Raw genomic sequence first — 16,173 nt, 5'->3', positions numbered from 1 at the left:
TTCATTAAAGAATGCCCGGATACATCCCCGTTGCAATTGCAATCCGGTTCCAACTGTTAATCACGTTAACCGCGGTTATCAAGTCTACGTATTCTTCCTCTGTAAACTGTTCTCTGACCCTATTGTACAAATCCGTAGGTACCCCTTGTTCAGAGATACGGGTGACCGCTTCAGCTAATTCAAGCATAACACGTTCTTTTTCCGTGAACAAAGGAACCTCCCGCCATAAGGCTAGCTGCAAAATGTGGTCAGCATAATCCCCCAGCTTGAGCAAATCCTTCGCATGCATATCCAGACAATAGGAACATCCATTGATTTGGGATACTCTAATTTTCAGTAGTTCATACAATACTTTGTCTGTAAAACGACCGGAAATATATTTTTCCATCTCCATCATTGCCTTGAACGTACTAGGACTCACTGCACTGTAATTAAATCTTAAACTCACGATACATCGCCTCCATTATTGGTTTACATATAGAAGACAAATGAACATGTGATTTTGTGACAAAGTGCAATACATCAATTTGGAATTGCCCTCAATTGGCATAGCATGTATTATAGATAAATGATTTTATGCAAAGAAGGTGAGCACTCACATGAGCGGAAAAGGTATTATAAAAGAATTTAAAGAATTCGCTGTACGGGGTAACGTGATTGACCTCGCGGTCGGTGTTATCATCGGTGGAGCGTTTGGCAAGATTGTCACTTCTGTGGTAAACGATATTATCATGCCTCCGATTGGTAAGCCATGGGGTACATAGGTACAAAGTTTTAACATAAAAAGAGCCCCTAAGGGCTCAAGCAGATTTCTTTGCATTTGCGTTATAATCTTGCACAGCCTTTTCGATGACGGCCCGTATCTCCTGTTCCGTCACATTCAGGCCCATTACACGCAACCTGCCAATCACATAGTCAATGGCCTCCTGCAGCTTCTTATCTCCTTCAAAATCCTTAAACACGGATTCCGCATAGGCTACTGCTTCTACGCCCACCTTATGCAAGAACTCTCTATCCTTGACCGACGTATTGGATACATAGTATTCAGTAGCCTTCTGCTGCGCCTTTTTAAGAGCACTTGTAGCAATCGTAGCCAATAGACCAATCAGCGCTGTTACGATGGTTAATACATACGGTTGAGCTGCTTCTATTAATTGTTCCTTCATTTTAATCGCTCCTTATTATAGTTTAGGGAAAATGTCCACCCGTTTTGGATTTGTCTTGTCCCAAAAGATACGTGCTCCTAGCGCTGTGGTTAGCGCACGAGCTGGCACATGACCGATACCGTTAATGTTGACTGTTTCTACTGCATCGCCATTGATAGTAACCTTGCCGCCTGCATATCCGATCTTACCGCCAAGCATCTCACCGATTGGTCTGGATGGTACAAAAGTTACATTCTTTATGCTATAGCCAACAAAATCTTGTTTGCCTACAATCACCTCAATTTCTGGGTATGTTGCTGGCTTATCGGCTGGTTTAGGTGTAACTGGCGTTGGTGTAGGCTTTGTATCAGGTCCGGTAAATGGCACGCCTACATGAGCGCACAAGCCTTTAGCAATGGCTAGAGCAACATTGTTTTGAAAGTCGTTGTCAAACAGCGTTGCTTCTTCCACCGCGTTGCTGATAAAGCCTACTTCAACCAGGACAGCATCCATTGTTGTGCTGCGTATAACTTGGAAGTTACCATAAGCCACGCCACGGTCTCTTAGCCCTGTAGCTGCTACCATATATTTGTGTACGGTGTTGGCAAGGTTCTTGCTGGTAGGCCGCATATAGTACGTCTCTGTGCCTGTTGCATCGGGGTTACTGCTGCTATTGGCATGGATGGAGACGAAGGCATCCGCACCAGCTTTGTTAGCGATGGATACACGCTCTTTAAGCTCCAGAAATACATCTGTACCGCGTGTGAGGATTACCTTCAGTTCTGGATTGTCCTTTAAGAAAGTTTCCACCTTAATAGCCATAGTCAGGTTAAAATCCTTTTCCTTCTTACCTGTTGGCCCGAGTGCTCCCGGGTCCTTCGCTCCGTGTCCTGCGTCAATTACGATCGTCTTTTTCTCCATCTCGTTGTCCCTCCAGTTGTTGGATTTGTCGGCATCTTGGGCAAAGGTAGACGTCGCCCAGAATAATAAAAAGGGCCGTCTTGGCCCCTTCAGAAAGTTTGGCAAATCTTCGTTTGGCGTGTTCGCATCCCATTCAATCCCGGCCTCCTGCATGATTAAATCTATCTTGGATTCCATTCGCATCATTCGTATATCTTGTTCCTCGGTCAGCAGCCAAGGAAGCCACTTCCGAAGTAGTCTTTTCACTTTCTTTTGCTTTAGGATTAAAAATATTATTCCGGCTGCCGTCGACAGTGAAAGCCCATTCTTGATGATCTGTTCTGCCGCTGAAATTATGAAGTCGTACATTGCTGTCCACCGCCGGGTATAAAAACTTGTCTCGTGCTGTCGGGCCTAGTAACCATAAAACCATATTCAAAAACTCTGGAGATACTGCACACTCTCGGCTATCATCATCCAGTTCTATATATTCCATATCGTTTCCCCCATAAAGAAAAGGACCGCCGATAATCCGGGGTCCTTAATAAGGTGTGTAGTTAGTATTCATTACCACTCGTTTCCAATATAGAAACGGTTATTTAGCAGATAAATTGAATTCTTGCATAATCTGCTTACGTGCTTTTTCACTCGCCTTTTTAAGCGACTTTTCCATTTTATTTGCCTTCTGCTCTGTTGTACCACTAAGTTTCCTGATTCTGCGTGCTGTCTCTTCACCCTGTACTTGAGATAAGCGGCTAAACTGCTCACCTGTGAGTTTATTGCCTTTAAGGGTTTTGCCTGGGACGCGAGGTGCCAATGTTTCGTCCTCTGTCTCAGTAATCAGGTTAACTACCTCCTGAGCTTCAGGTGACAGTGTATACCGAGACGGGAAACCAGGATTCAGGAAAATATTAGCCAAGCTTGGATCCTGATAATGTTTTTGTTCTTGCCCCAAAGTGTCATATTTCTTAGGCAACTTTTGTGCCAGTCCAGGTATCTTAGCCTGTGCTTTGTTAAGAGATTGTTCTATTTTATTGGGCGAGTAAGTTTCACGCTTGTTGTTATCCTGTGTCTGCTTAATTTGATTTAATATAGTAGGAATAAAGGATGAAGGTATATCAGACAGAATGTCGACAATTTTGTCAGTTGCAGTTTGACCAGCGTAGCCAGATGCCGCGTCGGCAAGACCTTTCAAGACTGATTGTTGTTGCAAAGTATTTATACCGCCAGCAAAGCTATTATACCCAGCTGCTAGTGTTCCGAGAACAGGGCTTTCATCTGCCTCTTTCTCATCTTTGACATTCTTATTGATATTAGCACCCATGGATATAGCAATGGATACAGGCTGCATCCAGTCGTAGGTATACAGAAGATCATCTTCTTGTAACTTAACATCAGACTTAAATCCAGATTCCACGAAGCGACGCAATGCGGAAAGATTCACTTGATATTGTCCTTGACCAGCAGATTGTTGTAATGCTCTGATATCTTTATCTTTACTAGCTTCACCTGTAATAATGCCTTTGTCCATCAAGAAATATCCCATGCCCATCATACCGAATGTCCCTATGATTGCACGTGACAAGGATAACATCATCTCTCTAGGATTAGACTCTCCATAACGTAGACCTTTCATCAATATATTAGCGCTGCGCATAAATCCAGCTGGGCTATACTCCAAAGCTCTCATAAGCAATGCACCAGGCGTATTTGGATATTTCAATACCAAGTCTCCAATCCCAAAATCTTGTTGAAAGTTAAGGCCTCTCTTAAATTTTGATAATGCATTTGATATTGCGTTCTTATCTTGGAATGTAACATACTTGCCGTACTGGTCAGCTATCTCCAATATATTTTGGTCGGCACGGTTAATAAAATCTTGTACATATTCACGTGTTGGCTTAATGCCCTTATTCTTAGCATCCAATGTAGCCATTTCACCCAAAGTGTCATTGTACGCTCTCATATATGCTGCATTGTCAAACCCTCTCAATGAGGCCCCAAGGGTCTTTTCGAGATATGTTAAAGGGTTGTATTTGCTTTTAAAAGCCTGCCCTGATAGGTCATATTGTGTCTGTAAACCGTTTATGTTAACACCTTTCCAACCTGCCTTTGCTCCCTCCATCCAACTTCTCCAAAATTGACCCTGGTTATTGGTCTTAAATGTAACATATCTTTCTTTTCCAGTAATTTTAGAATGAACCCAATCAATAGGTGTAGCTATAAGTTTATTTAATCGTTCAACACGATAAAATAATTCATTTCCAAGCACGTTTCTCACCTGAGTCTTTGGATTAAGCAATTGTGCCATAGTTTGAGCGGAACTAACTTTTTTCCAAAAACCAGGTTTGTCCAAGGACTGTAATATTACTTGCAAATCCTGAGAAGCAATACGCTTCGCATCTCCAGATAAACCAGATACTTTACGAGCCAGTACCAACAAGGATTCAGCCTCATTGTCCGTTAAATTTTTCTCACGAATAACCTTTTCCGTTAGCTTCTCAGCTTGGCTAATGGTATTCTGGCTTACCTTCTTAGCAGATAGCTCAAAAGCTTCCTTAGAGCGCGCATATAGACCTTCTAAGCTTGGTCGAATGCCTTCACCGAACTCTTTCACCATTGCCTCTGACCAGTCAGCGAATTTAACAACACCTTTACCCATTTTTGCTGCTCCGATCACTGCGTAATCAGCCCATACATCTAAAGGAGTGGAACTAATTTGAATACCACGTGCACGCAGTCGTTCCTTAGCAGCTGCTTCTTGAGCGTCCAAAAACTTAACTACATTGTCACGTACACGCTGGTCCTTCATAGCAGGAGGTCGACGCGGAGGCGTTGGATTAACCTTCCGTCCTGACTCTTTCACGAACTGTTTGGACTCTTTCACAAACCGGGTAAGCTGCTCCAATTCAGCATCATTCAGCTTTTCGCCAGCCTTAGCACGTTTCAAGATATCTACAACATCATTAGCCAGTCCTTTAACGCCTGTCATGCGCTGTGTAGTTTCGGCTAAACCAGTTATTTTCTCTGCCATATCACCCGTGATTCTTACTTTCTCGGCATTGGTAGGGAGCTTCTCATTAATGTTCTTAGCAAGCTTCTGGGCACGTACAAGAACCCCTTCCGGCGTTAATCGTTCAAACAAGGAAAGTGCTTGGATAGACTGTCCGGCATTGGTTGCTTCTTCTGCTACTTTATTAGCAATATTGACCGCCATTTCATAGTTTTTCTGCTGGTTATAATGGTCAATGAGTCGTTGCGCCGTTGTGGCTTTTTCAGCAGTAAAACGAGAGTCATCCAAAACATAATTCGTTGCTTGCCGAACATCCTCAGTGAGTCTGCGGTTAGCCTGCTGCACCGTCTCGACATTTGTAATAGGTCGATACGTAGAATCAAGACGTTCCGCAAACTCAGCCGGTGTTTTCTCAGACTGCCGCAAAGTGCTTGCGAATCCACGTTCTACTGAGCCGGCTTGGTTGGGTACTGACGCTTGAGGATCAGTAAGACGCGATCCTCCAGGAGCTTCAGTAATATCAGCAACACGATTAATAGGCGGTTCATTAACAGCGTTTAATTTTGCGTTAGCTGCATCTATTCTTGCCTGCCGTACTCGCATGAATTCAGGTACAGCAGGATCGTTTATATTAAAGTTTTGCTGGCGGTTAATAGAAGATCCATTAACCCGTTGAATTGGTTCACGGCTTGATCCTGGAGCTGCTCCCACACGCTGAACAGGAGAGGAAGCTTCCCCAATAAATGTTGAATTACGGCCTGCTGGAAGCCCTAAAGGTTCAGGCTTCCAATCCGTAGGATTAACAATAGCATCGTCTCCACGCACCAAGTTAGAGCGCTGTCCAGCTTGCGCCATGCGTTGATCGCCCCGACCAAGAGGAAGGGCTAATATATCGTCGGCAACCTGATTCCCTTTTATTTTAGAGAGTGCAGTGCTGATTCCTTTTCCTACAGCAACGCCACCAGCACCTAATCCCCCGCCAAGTGCCGCACCAAACGCAATGTTAGCTGGGTCGAATGTTTTATCACGAAAAGCAACGTCTCCCAATTCTTGCGCTGTGGTATCCAATGCACCCGCAGCGGAACCGATAGCAACTGCTCGTGTAAGGTTGCTCGAGTTTTTAAGCAGTGGACTCAAAAGTTTGGCAGTACCTTTGCCGATAGCTGCACCAGGAGGAATATAACCAGCAAACTCACCCACTTTGTACGGCGTACTTTCTGTTGTTTCCTTTAGTATAGGCGCCAGATTTTCCTTTCCACCTGGCGTAAGGTTAACAGCCGCATTTGCAAGCCCTTGTGTGGCACCAAATGTGCCAGTATCATAAGCACCAGCAGTGAACTTAGAAACAGTTCTATCTGCGGACCATAAGGAGTCTAATGCGTTATCAAGTGGTGAGTTTTCAATATTTTCGGCATACCATTTTTCATAGGCATTCATAGGCTGTATTTTTGGTGTTACATTCTGGCCCGTAGTTTGTTTGTATGTTTTGGTAGCGCTAGGATCACCCATAGCGGCCCGAGCAAATGTTGAATTCTCAATAAATCCCGGGCCAATTGTCAGAGATGGAGGTAGTTTAAGACGGTTATTTCCTCTGTTTATAGCATCTTGCTGGACGTTATTAACAATGTTTTTTAATCCATTCCCCATAAAATCTTTTGCTATAGGATTCGTTTCATTTCTTAAAGTATCTGTAATCGTTGAACGTGTATCTGGTATTAATCCCATGTCCATTTTTAATCCGTCATATTTACCCGCGCTCACGGGCTCAGCTGTTTTTATAGGTGCAAGTTTGGCTTCGCGGTACTGTTGAATTTTGCTTTTAGAAGGGTCAGCCGGCGCCAACCCCATTGCTTTTCTTAGTTCATCATACTTGCTCACCCGTTTCACCTCCTATCTAATTGACCTATAGTATCGTGATACGCCATCTATCCAATTGCTGTTTAGATTATTGGGATCATTTGATGCTCCTACAGGAGCATACTTGCGTTGAATTTGCGGAATGGTGGTTAGGCCCTTATCAATATAATTTCGCTTCAGATTGGATGCCATTTTGTCGATCCCATCCTGCAAGCTATTGAATGTCATAAGACCGTTTTTCCCCATCATGCCACCAACATTATTACGGTTCTTTACTGCTTTACTTGTTCCGTTACCAGTCTCATGAATAGCTATGGCTGCTAATAAAGCAGGGTCAACGCCATACTTTTTACCTGATTGGACAAACACATCACCGTAACCCTTTAAAGCTCCACCTAACTGCTTATTTAACACGGCCCCGCTAGCCGAAGCTGCGGGGCTTATCAGTTTCCCGAAGATACACTTTTTTGAAATGTCTTAACATCAGCATCCGTTACCCCATATTGAGCTAAGATCCCATCAATCTGGCTTTCGTTATATCCACTCGCTACAGCAGCGGCAATTACATCATTCTTATTTAATACAACACCTTCATCATCCCTCTTTACAAGCGGATTAATGTAAGATTTGGCGAATGCCTGTGGCGTCATATTTTGTGCCGCTTCCTGCGCTCGTTTAGCCTCGGCATCCACAATACTCTTATCCTGATCCCAACCTAAACGATCCCTATCTAGTGCTAATGAGGCCTGACGGTATGCTTGGTTGTTTGTCTCTTGAAGTTTTTGCAGTGCATAGTTCATACCGAACTGATTAACATCCCGGTCAAACGCTTGCTGCCACTGTTTATCTGTAATCGCATCCCGTGCCACTTGATAAGCAAAGTTTTGATCATATTGACGTACACCTTGGTTATACTGTGCTGTTTGAAGGTTCTGCGTAAATGCTTGACCCTGTGCCGCTAGATCCTGCTGTTGAGCTTGCAGAGTGCGAATACCAGGATTAACTGCACGTGCTGCTGTAGAGTTTACATTAGCTGCATATGCATTAGGATTTACACCCAAAGACAATAACTGTGCGCGTTTGGCGTCTGCCTGTGCGCTCAGTTGCGCCCGTTGTTGGGCCGTTATGCCTTTGGCCTCTGCCTGCTGCTTAAGGCCCAAGATATCGTCTACGATGGCTTGGGCGCCATCCGGCATCCAGTTACCGGTTATACCTGATTGGGTTACCTTATTACCAAAGGCCCGCTGATCCTCACCTTGGTACATCTGTGCCAGTGTGCCCATGTTAGCCAGTTGCTGTTGCTCCTGCGCTTGCTGGTTTTGATAGCGTTGGTAGGCTTGACTGACCAGTGCTGGAACAACTTCTGTTTCCACACGTCCCATTTGATCGGCCGCAATTTCGTCTGAACGATCGGAAGTGATGGTACTATTCAAGATGCCGCGACGGTTCATTTCAGCCATAGTTTGATTGGTACCAGTCTTAATGTTCGCTTGAGCACGTTTAAGCGCTGCCTGATATTCTGGATCGCTATTAACGTCATAGCTGAACGGCGTAGACTGTTTGGTAGCTATCTGCTTCATTAGCCCCATCAGCTCTGACCCTTGCTGCGTGTTGGCGCTTTGTGTGTTAACCGGTTTAAATGGCACTGACGTTGGCTGTGCCTGCGTAGTAGTAGGCGCCTTATATCCCAGGTTTGTAGTCAGGTACTTTTGCTGTGCCGATGTATCCAAGCCTGCCGCCTGTCGTTGCTGTATTACCTGTAAGGCCCGCTGTGTCTCGTTCTGCTTGTATGCAGAGTTATTGGCTATACTAGACTGGTTCTGTGCAATCTGGCGCTTGAGTGTAGCCTCAGCCGTGTTATAGTTGGCACCACCATTACCTATCTTCAATTGTTTTGTGACCGCCATAGTTTCACCCCTTTGGGCATAATAAAAGGACCCCCATATGAGAGTCCTTAGTGATTATTTATTTATAGCTTCAAGCTGTGCGTCTATTTCAGCAATCTTTGCTTTGTATTCAGCTATTTTTTTGTTATTTTCTTCAATCGCCTCTTGGGCCCGGGCTAGAGAATTCTTCCTGTTTTCCTGAGTAATTGGATCATTGCTAGCTGGAAGATTCATTAACTCGTCTATTCTTTTATTGTATTTTACTTGACTATCTTCAGCGCTATTAAGCGAATTTTCCCAAAAAGATTTATAGCTCTTTATAGAAGCTATCCGCGCTTCTATATTTTGAGTATAAATTTGTTTGTTTTCTGAATCCAACTGAGAATTTTGTTTTGTTTCTTTCGTTTCAACAGAAGACTCTGAACTTGTTTGGGTATCTATTTGAATTGTTTTTCCATCCACTTTTATACCAGCCCCCAAAGAATCGGACACAGCACGTAAAGGTACATGTGCTTTTCCATCAACTACAATAGCATTTTCAGTCAGCGAATTACCGTTAACCTTCACGCTGTACTCTCCTGCCACCTTCTGTCCGACCATAGATTTAATCTGATCTGCAAATGCATTTCCAGCCGTAGCGACAACTGCACCAATCAATACTCCACTGAGTATATAAGACCATTTTTTCACGTTTGTATCCCCCGAATAGTAGATTTGCCCTAATTCTACCATTTGACAAAGAGAGAGTAAACGAGATTATTCGGGTGCACTTGCAGGAATAAAAACTGTGGCAACAGTCCTAGTTTCACTATAGAGTTTTAAATGACGAGTACTGTTATCGAAAGTGGCGTTAATTATCATATTATTTAAAATATTTCCATTAATTTCACCCAATTGCTGTTGCAAATCCTGGACATTCCAAATCCGCAGCCCACTTACTTCCGTTGCATTTTCAAAACTAACTGCACCATCCAGATAAGTCTTATCATCAGTAGATTTAATATGAACACTCGCCATATTGCCTACATGGAGTCCCTCTGCATCACCATAGATCGAACCGCGTGGAGAACCGTTATCCATAAATAGTAGCGCCCCGCCGTCGTCGGCTTGACCAAGTGACATGGATTCTCCACCTTGTGGGCCGTATGCCTTGAATCCTTCTGGAGACATTTCCACTTTAGGGAACTGGTCACGGCTGGTTGCAATGTATGATCCGTATATTTCAACCGAATCAATCACTCCGGCCGTTATTGTTCCGAGGTCTGCAGCAATAGCAGACAACTTTTGAACGTTCATTTTAGCCGCTGTAATTGTACCTGTAACAAGGATGTCCCCATCAATCTCATTGATATTCCGGGTATCAAGATTATTGAGCAAATATAACAATTCCTCTGTCTGCTGAACAGCGGCATTATGAAGCTGCTTCACCAGTGAACGTAATTGATCTACATTGGACTGGCTGATATCACCTAAACTTGGGTTAACCGTAGGTAATATAACATTAGCCATTGCGCTTGCTCACCTCTCTTATAATACGATGTATCTTCGCTTTCCCAGTACCGGACAACTTCAATCGGTACCATGTTTCAGGCGTACGAACAATAACCGGGATGCGGATACTTTGGATTGCACCTGTACCATTGCTGGTCGTATATACCTGATTCCACGTACCGCCTTCCGTACCGCCAGTATAGGCAACATTGAGAGTAGAGCCGGACTCTATGTCAGCTACGATAAACAGGCGGTTAATGGTCTTTCTGACCGTCTCATCGTCTTCTGAAAATGGTTTGGTTTCAATGGACCAGTTGATCGCTGATCCTGCAAAGTCATTGCCGCCCACCTTCATGATCTTGCCGTCTGCCGTACCGAAGTACAACGTTTGACCGTCAAGGAAATAAGACGTTGCCACGAAGCTAACAGGCCACCAACGACCACCTTGTATGTCGTATTTCAATGTGACATTAGGCTGTGTTGCCGTGCCAGTCACCAGCGATAGATAAACAAAACGCCCATCTGTGCCAGCCACACAGCGATGGGCGTATGTCATATTTATTTGGGCGATGTAATTTTTTATCGGATCACTGATCTTCGTAGGTGCAGCGCCTCCCATGTAGTCGTAGAAACCGTCAGGGCCAAGCCAGAAAAGAGAATCCCTTGTAGGCACAATAGAACGGTCTGACACGCACCCCACGCCGTAAGGTTGCGTCATATTGAAATTAGTGGAGTCCTCGCCAAATAATTTATGCATAGTGTTGCGCTTGAACAATATGACGTGATTGGAGAAAGCGGTCAGGCCGCTTGGCTTCTCTCCATCGGACGTTTCCACAGTGATCTTCCCCGTGCCCACATACTTATCCGTGCTACTCCAATCGTTAGCATCCCGTAGCCCTGAAAATGATAAAAGGTTATCACCCTTTCCGGCTAAAAAGAACCTATTGGAGTGAGTGGTCATGAATGCACTTCCAGACGGGGCGCCCGAGACTGGGGATAATGTCGTGCCATCATATTGTTGAAGCTGAAGACTACCGTCGAGAAAATAGAGCTTGCTTCCATCAAAAAACATTGATACATCCCACAGACGATCATCGTTAGAGTCGGAATACGAATAGATCGGCGTCCACACCAAGGAGGGGGAAAGCTTGTACAACCCGCGCGAATTACCGCTATACCATTCTCCCTTAAACCTGAAAATTTTATTTATTAATCCTTCATGCTGCAAGTATGAGGTGTACCCATCGACAACCTGTACAGTGGGGTACACCGCTGAATCCATATTTACCACAGACAAACATTGAGAGTCATTGATTTCTATAGGCTCAACGGCTTGGTTTACCCCACCAGCTAGATTAACCACAGCCTGCTTTGTCTTTTGAGGTATGTTAGTCCAAGCTTGCATAATCAACCTCCTTACTTGATGCTTCGGGATGTTTCAACCCATCCAGTACCAGTGCAAAGTAATTCGAGGACTGTGTCTGTTGTAGACTGTAAATTTACAGAACCTTGTAATGATATATTTCCATTTGCAACACTCTTATTTTGTACGATCATAGCCCCCGTGAATATTATGGTAACTCTTTTTCCAAATGGTAGTATATTGCCGTCTAACTTAAGAGAATTCATTGTTGTGTTGCCAGTTATTTTAAATATTTCGACGTGAACAGGTATTTGCATATCATAAGTAGATGATATCGAGATAACATCCGGCGGCGAAGCTCCTGTAACATTACCATCGACACTTATAAGGTTAGATAGGCAATAGATATCTGTTACCGAGCCACTACCCTTACATACATTGCCGGTTATTTTTACGTACTTGCTGTCAGCAGATACATAAACTCCATACTTTTGATTGTTCCCATTCTCAATACGGTTATTTGCAATTACTATATTTTCAGAGAATCCGTCCGCTGTGACAAATGGATCTCCCAAATGGACCATAATACCAGCGGTTACGGTCATTCCATAGTTGGTTTTGTTGTTCAACATTACCGTGTTACCTACAACAGTTGTATGGACAGTAGAATTTATTTCAATTCCTAATAGCCCGCTGAACGTGACCAGGTTATCGGTCACTACACATCTCGCGCAGTTGCCCATGTCTATACCAACACCAGAATTACTAATAACCATGTTACCGTCAATTACTGAATTGAGCGCTTGAACAACAATCCCCTGTTCAGATGATGTCGTACCATTCTCTATGACCTGATTATTAGTGATCATGGTACTTTCTGCACGTACTGTAATGCCGTGAGACACATTATTCCGTACAATATTACCGTCAATAGTAACGTAACGACAGGCATTAACTGTGGTAGAGACGTATTCCAAACGAATACCATCCAGTGTATTTTCGTAAATTTCATTTTCGGAAATAGTAATGTATTCTGATCCGTTCTGTATTGTCCCATAACTACTGATACCGCGTTGACTGTTATTGTGTATGCTGTTTGAAGTTATATCCAACATCTTTGTATCGGAAAACATCATTCCGTTACCATTGTTATTGGCAAACTCATTCATATCAATCTCAATGTTTGTAGAACCTTGAACAGCAACAGCGTGACCGATCACATTTTTTATGGTTACCGCTTGGATAAGCGCTGTTGTGACACTTTGCAACATGATCCCGTTATCGCCAACGGTTTGTTTGCTTTTATTACCTTCAATGGTCAGGTCAGTTATACCGACATTTTGAATGGATGTGCCAGACAGGATATGATCATTACCAGCATCTTTGAATTTCAAAGTGGTTGTTATTTTCCCGCTTCCCATGAGCCGAACGTTATCCCTTAATGTTAAAGGGCCGCACAAGTAAACCCCAGGAGTAAAGTAAACATTTCCTCCACCCAGCAAAGAAGCGCTGTCTATAGCTAATTGAATCGCGGCTGTATCATCAGTTGTTCCGTTACCAACTGCTCCAAATACTTTTACGTAGTAGAACGCATCGCCCCACATACGCTTATTGACCTCAGCATTTCGGTACTGACTCGCAATTAGCTGTGATGCTTGGCTCATGACCACACCCCCATGACATCTTCAATAACAGGGTAATCCGGTGTTTCATCGTTAGCCTTTTCAAACTCGGTAATCAGGCCGTTGTACTTAGCAGTGTAGTTATTTACCATCGCTACATCATTAAAATTCTCGGCAATTTGCACCAGTGCGCCATACACAAGAAGCATGTGGAAGTCTCTATCCAACTCAGGTTCTACGGATGTGTTGCCTGCTGTTAATTGCTGTGGTTCCCGGTTATAAAATATAGTCAAACCACCATCTATGTCCTCAATAGGTGTAGGATATATGCCCAACTCTCCACCATCGGTGAAGTAGTAGAATGGTGTATTAGCGCCTTTCTTCACATCCTGATACATGTACTCCATATCATTCACAAGCACATCAATAACATTAGTTCGAGCGCAGGGTAAAGGATAGGCAAATACATCCTTCAATATGTCCATTTGCCACATCGTATTGATGCGAAATGTTGTACGAAACAGTTCGTTTTGTATCACGTTTATCTTGCGGATTACGCTGTCATTGGACAGGCCATGTGGGTATTTCTCTGCGATTTCGTCCAGCATTTCTTGTAATGTCACGCTGTATCACCCCTCAATAGACAAAAGAGCCCCAATCGGGGCTTTGTTACATACCTTTTATTTCAGTTTTGGTGCTGTTCTCAATACGTTGATTAACCTCACGGGTCATTTCGTAGCTGTATTGATAGATCTCTGCAATGGCTTCCGGTACTTCAACTGACTTGCCGCGCGGCACTGTGTAAATTACGCCATTAAATCCGATAGGAACTACCTTATCATTGGGATTAGCTGGATCATCAGGGATCATAATTTTCACTTTTGGCATTGCTTTCAGTTGTTCCAACACACTTTTTTCAGCTGCAGCTGCCTGTCGCTCCATATCCTTCTCTTCCAATTGAATCTGTTCCGGTGTTTTCTCAGTATCTTTCGTTGCCATGTTGTTTCCTCCTCAAATTAAAAGGAGCCCGAAGGCTCCGTGTATTAAACTGTTGCGCCAGATTCGTACCGTACGATAGCCAGTTCTTGCAGTCGTACAGCAGCAAAAGCACATTTCCAAGCTACGGTGTTGAACTGATTCAGTGGGTCAGCTACACCGCCGCTCCCAGCTGGGTGAACGATAATTTCAGGTTTCATAGATCCTTCGATATCCGGCAGGCCATAAGCACCGCGGCCGAGGAAGATAGTAGCGTATGCGTCATTGGCAGCTGGAGCACCAGCAGAACCCGAAGCGTATTTAACACCGTTGTCTACCTCCATGAAGTAGATGCCGTACATCTTGCCCAGCATGCCTTCCTCGCGATTCTTGGTGTCAACGTAGGTGTTTTGATCTTTCCATTCTTGCGTCTGCATGATATCGAGCGCTACGTCTGGATGAACCAAAGCAACGTAACCAGTGCCACCATTAGGCAAGCGGATAGGCTTAACCTTGTTACGCTTCATGGTACGACGTACTTTCAATATATCCAATGCAGTGATCTTATCGGCAGGTAGCAGTGTGCTGCGCGATGCCTTGCCATTTGCATAGAATACGTTCGTTCCAGCAGCCACCACGTCACGGACGATTGTGTCAATGGATTCCCCAGCATTCTCGCCCATCAGGCCAGATGTTTCTTGCAGTAGTGGATCAAGTCCTGTCATATCAATGAAATCAGAGATTTTAGTCCAGGAACCGTATTCTTGAATAGTTGCGGTGATCTTCACAATGTCGAGGTTAACGCCATCAGGAGTCACACCCTCAGTCAATGCTGTTGTATTAACCGCAAGCGAATTAAGACGACGGAAACTTGTAGTCGCACCCTTGCGCTTAGGAATGTTCTTGTTTTTATCACCGAATTTTGTCCATTGTAGTTCTGGGATTAAGCGTTCAAGCAACTCATCTTGGTAAAACTCCGCTTGTTCTGCCGTTAATGCGTTAACTCCGGTTGTTGCGTTATAACCTTGTACTTGTGTTGCCATGTTTGGTCATCTCCTTAGTTTACGCGTCCACGCCTGCTGTCTCTAAATGCTTTACGCTCAGCCGGAGTCATACCGAGGTATCCACCCTTTTGATCTGGCGCATCGGCACCGAGAGAGCCTGTGGAGCTGTCCGCGTTTTGTTGTAGTTTTCGTATCGCCTCTTGCTCTGCTTGGGTTTTAGCTGTGTTCACTCGCTCGTCATATGTAAAGAGCTTATAAGCGACATCCAGCGGATACCCATTAGTAGCAGCGAGGTTAATAACATCGTTTTTGTACTTGCCAAAGTCAGGATATTGCGTGTCGTCCTTTTCCATAGCCGCTATCTGAGCCTCTACTTGACGCAATGCATCAGCTTCTCGAAGCTCATTGAGTTGCTTTTCATACTCACTAACCTTCTGGTTGAGAGGTTGCAGGTGATTGCGAATAACTTCCTCGTCTACGCCCAACTGCTCAGCCTCTTGCTGTATGCGTTTGTCCATCTCCGCCTGTTCCAGCGCTGCCATGTAATCATCGTGGTTATCAAATCCGTAATACTTAGCTGTGCGATCAAGCATTTCCTGATAACGCTCGGCTTGCTGGGCTTTTTCGGACACCTTATCGTAATTCAGTCCCTTTTGGACCCAATTCGGTACCTCATCCTCTGGCACAAAGCGTTCTTCCTTGTTGTACTTGACCTTTATTCCTTTGGGCTCTTCCTGTGGTGGGGATTCTTGCCCTTCTGTTTGTGTGTTATCTTGCTCGTCTACTACCTGATCGGCAGCAGTTTCAATTACTTCCTCTTCGCTATGGTTGGCGTTCGGTTCTTCGTACATGGTTGAATCCTCCTTGCTCTATGGTAGGAGCAAAATTGTATATAGAAAGGGCCCCCGCAGTCTCAG

Annotated in this window: 15 protein-coding genes and 1 pseudogene; 1 reads left to right on the top strand and 15 read right to left on the bottom strand. The window is 44.2% G+C overall.

All coding sequences use genetic code 11. The annotated features are described in order from the left end of the window. Window positions 1–4 precede the first annotated feature (4 nt). Window positions 5–448, bottom strand: coding sequence for a carboxymuconolactone decarboxylase family protein (locus tag ACWGXJ_RS03110; RefSeq protein WP_235307126.1), 444 nt, complete (start codon window positions 446–448; stop codon window positions 5–7). A gap of 151 nt (window positions 449–599) precedes the next feature. Here ACWGXJ_RS03110 and mscL point away from each other — a divergent pair. Beyond that, window positions 600–758 (top strand): annotated as a pseudogene (gene mscL / locus ACWGXJ_RS03105) (large conductance mechanosensitive channel protein MscL); the annotation flags it as partial. A 42-nt stretch (window positions 759–800) separates the two neighbouring features. Here the strand turns inward: mscL and ACWGXJ_RS03100 are convergent. The 14 genes from ACWGXJ_RS03100 to ACWGXJ_RS03035 all read right to left on the bottom strand — a co-directional run bounded on the left by ACWGXJ_RS03100 (window position 801) and on the right by ACWGXJ_RS03035 (window position 16,107). Then, a complete protein-coding gene (locus ACWGXJ_RS03100) occupies window positions 801–1,166 on the bottom strand; it encodes a phage holin, LLH family (protein WP_029516299.1) in 366 nt (121 codons plus the stop codon). Window positions 1,167–1,181: 15 nt separating this feature from the next. Continuing rightward, a complete protein-coding gene (locus ACWGXJ_RS03095) occupies window positions 1,182–2,252 on the bottom strand; it encodes an N-acetylmuramoyl-L-alanine amidase (protein WP_452566161.1) in 1,071 nt (356 codons plus the stop codon). Further along, window positions 2,200–2,541 (bottom strand): hypothetical protein, encoded by a 342-nt coding sequence (locus ACWGXJ_RS03090; RefSeq protein ID WP_452566160.1) that lies wholly within the window; start codon window positions 2,539–2,541, stop codon window positions 2,200–2,202. Before ACWGXJ_RS03090 ends, ACWGXJ_RS03095 begins: the two co-directional genes overlap by 53 nt. Before the next feature lie 99 nt (window positions 2,542–2,640). Beyond that, on the bottom strand, window positions 2,641–6,936 hold the full coding sequence (locus tag ACWGXJ_RS03085) for a hypothetical protein (protein WP_452566159.1): 4,296 nt from the start codon (window positions 6,934–6,936) through the stop codon (window positions 2,641–2,643). A 12-nt stretch (window positions 6,937–6,948) separates the two neighbouring features. Continuing rightward, entirely contained in the window at window positions 6,949–7,329 is a 381-nt protein-coding gene (locus ACWGXJ_RS03080; RefSeq protein WP_452566158.1) for a glucosaminidase domain-containing protein, read from the bottom strand. Between the two features lie 29 nt (window positions 7,330–7,358). Further along, window positions 7,359–8,822: a hypothetical protein gene (locus ACWGXJ_RS03075; protein WP_452566157.1), complete on the bottom strand. Its 1,464-nt coding sequence runs from the start codon at window positions 8,820–8,822 to the stop codon at window positions 7,359–7,361. A 54-nt stretch (window positions 8,823–8,876) separates the two neighbouring features. Next, window positions 8,877–9,491: a 2,' 3'-cyclic nucleotide 2'-phosphodiesterase gene (locus tag ACWGXJ_RS03070; RefSeq protein WP_452566156.1), complete on the bottom strand. Its 615-nt coding sequence runs from the start codon at window positions 9,489–9,491 to the stop codon at window positions 8,877–8,879. A 66-nt stretch (window positions 9,492–9,557) separates the two neighbouring features. Further along, window positions 9,558–10,310: a hypothetical protein gene (locus ACWGXJ_RS03065; protein WP_452566155.1), complete on the bottom strand. Its 753-nt coding sequence runs from the start codon at window positions 10,308–10,310 to the stop codon at window positions 9,558–9,560. Further along, a complete protein-coding gene (locus ACWGXJ_RS03060) occupies window positions 10,303–11,697 on the bottom strand; it encodes a hypothetical protein (protein WP_452566154.1) in 1,395 nt (464 codons plus the stop codon). Before ACWGXJ_RS03060 ends, ACWGXJ_RS03065 begins: the two co-directional genes overlap by 8 nt. 11 nt (window positions 11,698–11,708) lie before the next feature. After that, window positions 11,709–13,319, bottom strand: coding sequence for a right-handed parallel beta-helix repeat-containing protein (locus ACWGXJ_RS03055; RefSeq protein WP_452566153.1), 1,611 nt, complete (start codon window positions 13,317–13,319; stop codon window positions 11,709–11,711). Continuing rightward, a complete protein-coding gene (locus tag ACWGXJ_RS03050; RefSeq protein WP_452566152.1) occupies window positions 13,316–13,900 on the bottom strand; it encodes a phage adaptor protein in 585 nt (194 codons plus the stop codon). Before ACWGXJ_RS03050 ends, ACWGXJ_RS03055 begins: the two co-directional genes overlap by 4 nt. 46 nt (window positions 13,901–13,946) lie before the next feature. Next, window positions 13,947–14,276: a hypothetical protein gene (locus tag ACWGXJ_RS03045; protein ID WP_069010885.1), complete on the bottom strand. Its 330-nt coding sequence runs from the start codon at window positions 14,274–14,276 to the stop codon at window positions 13,947–13,949. Between the two features lie 44 nt (window positions 14,277–14,320). Continuing rightward, window positions 14,321–15,295: a N4-gp56 family major capsid protein gene (locus ACWGXJ_RS03040; protein WP_452566151.1), complete on the bottom strand. Its 975-nt coding sequence runs from the start codon at window positions 15,293–15,295 to the stop codon at window positions 14,321–14,323. A gap of 14 nt (window positions 15,296–15,309) precedes the next feature. Next, the gene (locus ACWGXJ_RS03035) at window positions 15,310–16,107 is read right to left on the bottom strand and encodes a hypothetical protein (protein ID WP_452566150.1); all 798 of its coding nucleotides are present in this window, start codon (window positions 16,105–16,107) and stop codon (window positions 15,310–15,312) included. Between the last annotated feature and the right edge of the window lie 66 nt (window positions 16,108–16,173).

This window comes from Paenibacillus sp. S33 (genome assembly GCF_053615415.1).
The sequence above is the reverse complement of the archived record's forward strand: the minus strand, read 5'-3'. Positions and strand labels throughout refer to the sequence as shown.

Excerpts from the sequence above, each read along its gene's own strand:
- ACWGXJ_RS03100 (WP_029516299.1), bottom strand. The coding sequence starts at position 1,166 with ATGAAGGAACAATTAATAGAAGCAGCTCAACCGTATGTATTAACCATC.
- ACWGXJ_RS03045 (WP_069010885.1), bottom strand. The coding sequence starts at position 14,276 with ATGGCAACGAAAGATACTGAGAAAACACCGGAACAGATTCAATTGGAA.
- ACWGXJ_RS03055 (WP_452566153.1), bottom strand. The coding sequence starts at position 13,319 with ATGAGCCAAGCATCACAGCTAATTGCGAGTCAGTACCGAAATGCTGAG.
- ACWGXJ_RS03060 (WP_452566154.1), bottom strand. The coding sequence starts at position 11,697 with ATGCAAGCTTGGACTAACATACCTCAAAAGACAAAGCAGGCTGTGGTT.
- ACWGXJ_RS03095 (WP_452566161.1), bottom strand. The coding sequence starts at position 2,252 with ATGATGCGAATGGAATCCAAGATAGATTTAATCATGCAGGAGGCCGGG.
- ACWGXJ_RS03075 (WP_452566157.1), bottom strand. The coding sequence starts at position 8,822 with ATGGCGGTCACAAAACAATTGAAGATAGGTAATGGTGGTGCCAACTAT.
- ACWGXJ_RS03035 (WP_452566150.1), bottom strand. The coding sequence starts at position 16,107 with ATGTACGAAGAACCGAACGCCAACCATAGCGAAGAGGAAGTAATTGAA.
- ACWGXJ_RS03040 (WP_452566151.1), bottom strand. The coding sequence starts at position 15,295 with ATGGCAACACAAGTACAAGGTTATAACGCAACAACCGGAGTTAACGCA.
- ACWGXJ_RS03090 (WP_452566160.1), bottom strand. The coding sequence starts at position 2,541 with ATGGAATATATAGAACTGGATGATGATAGCCGAGAGTGTGCAGTATCT.
- ACWGXJ_RS03065 (WP_452566155.1), bottom strand. The coding sequence starts at position 10,310 with ATGGCTAATGTTATATTACCTACGGTTAACCCAAGTTTAGGTGATATC.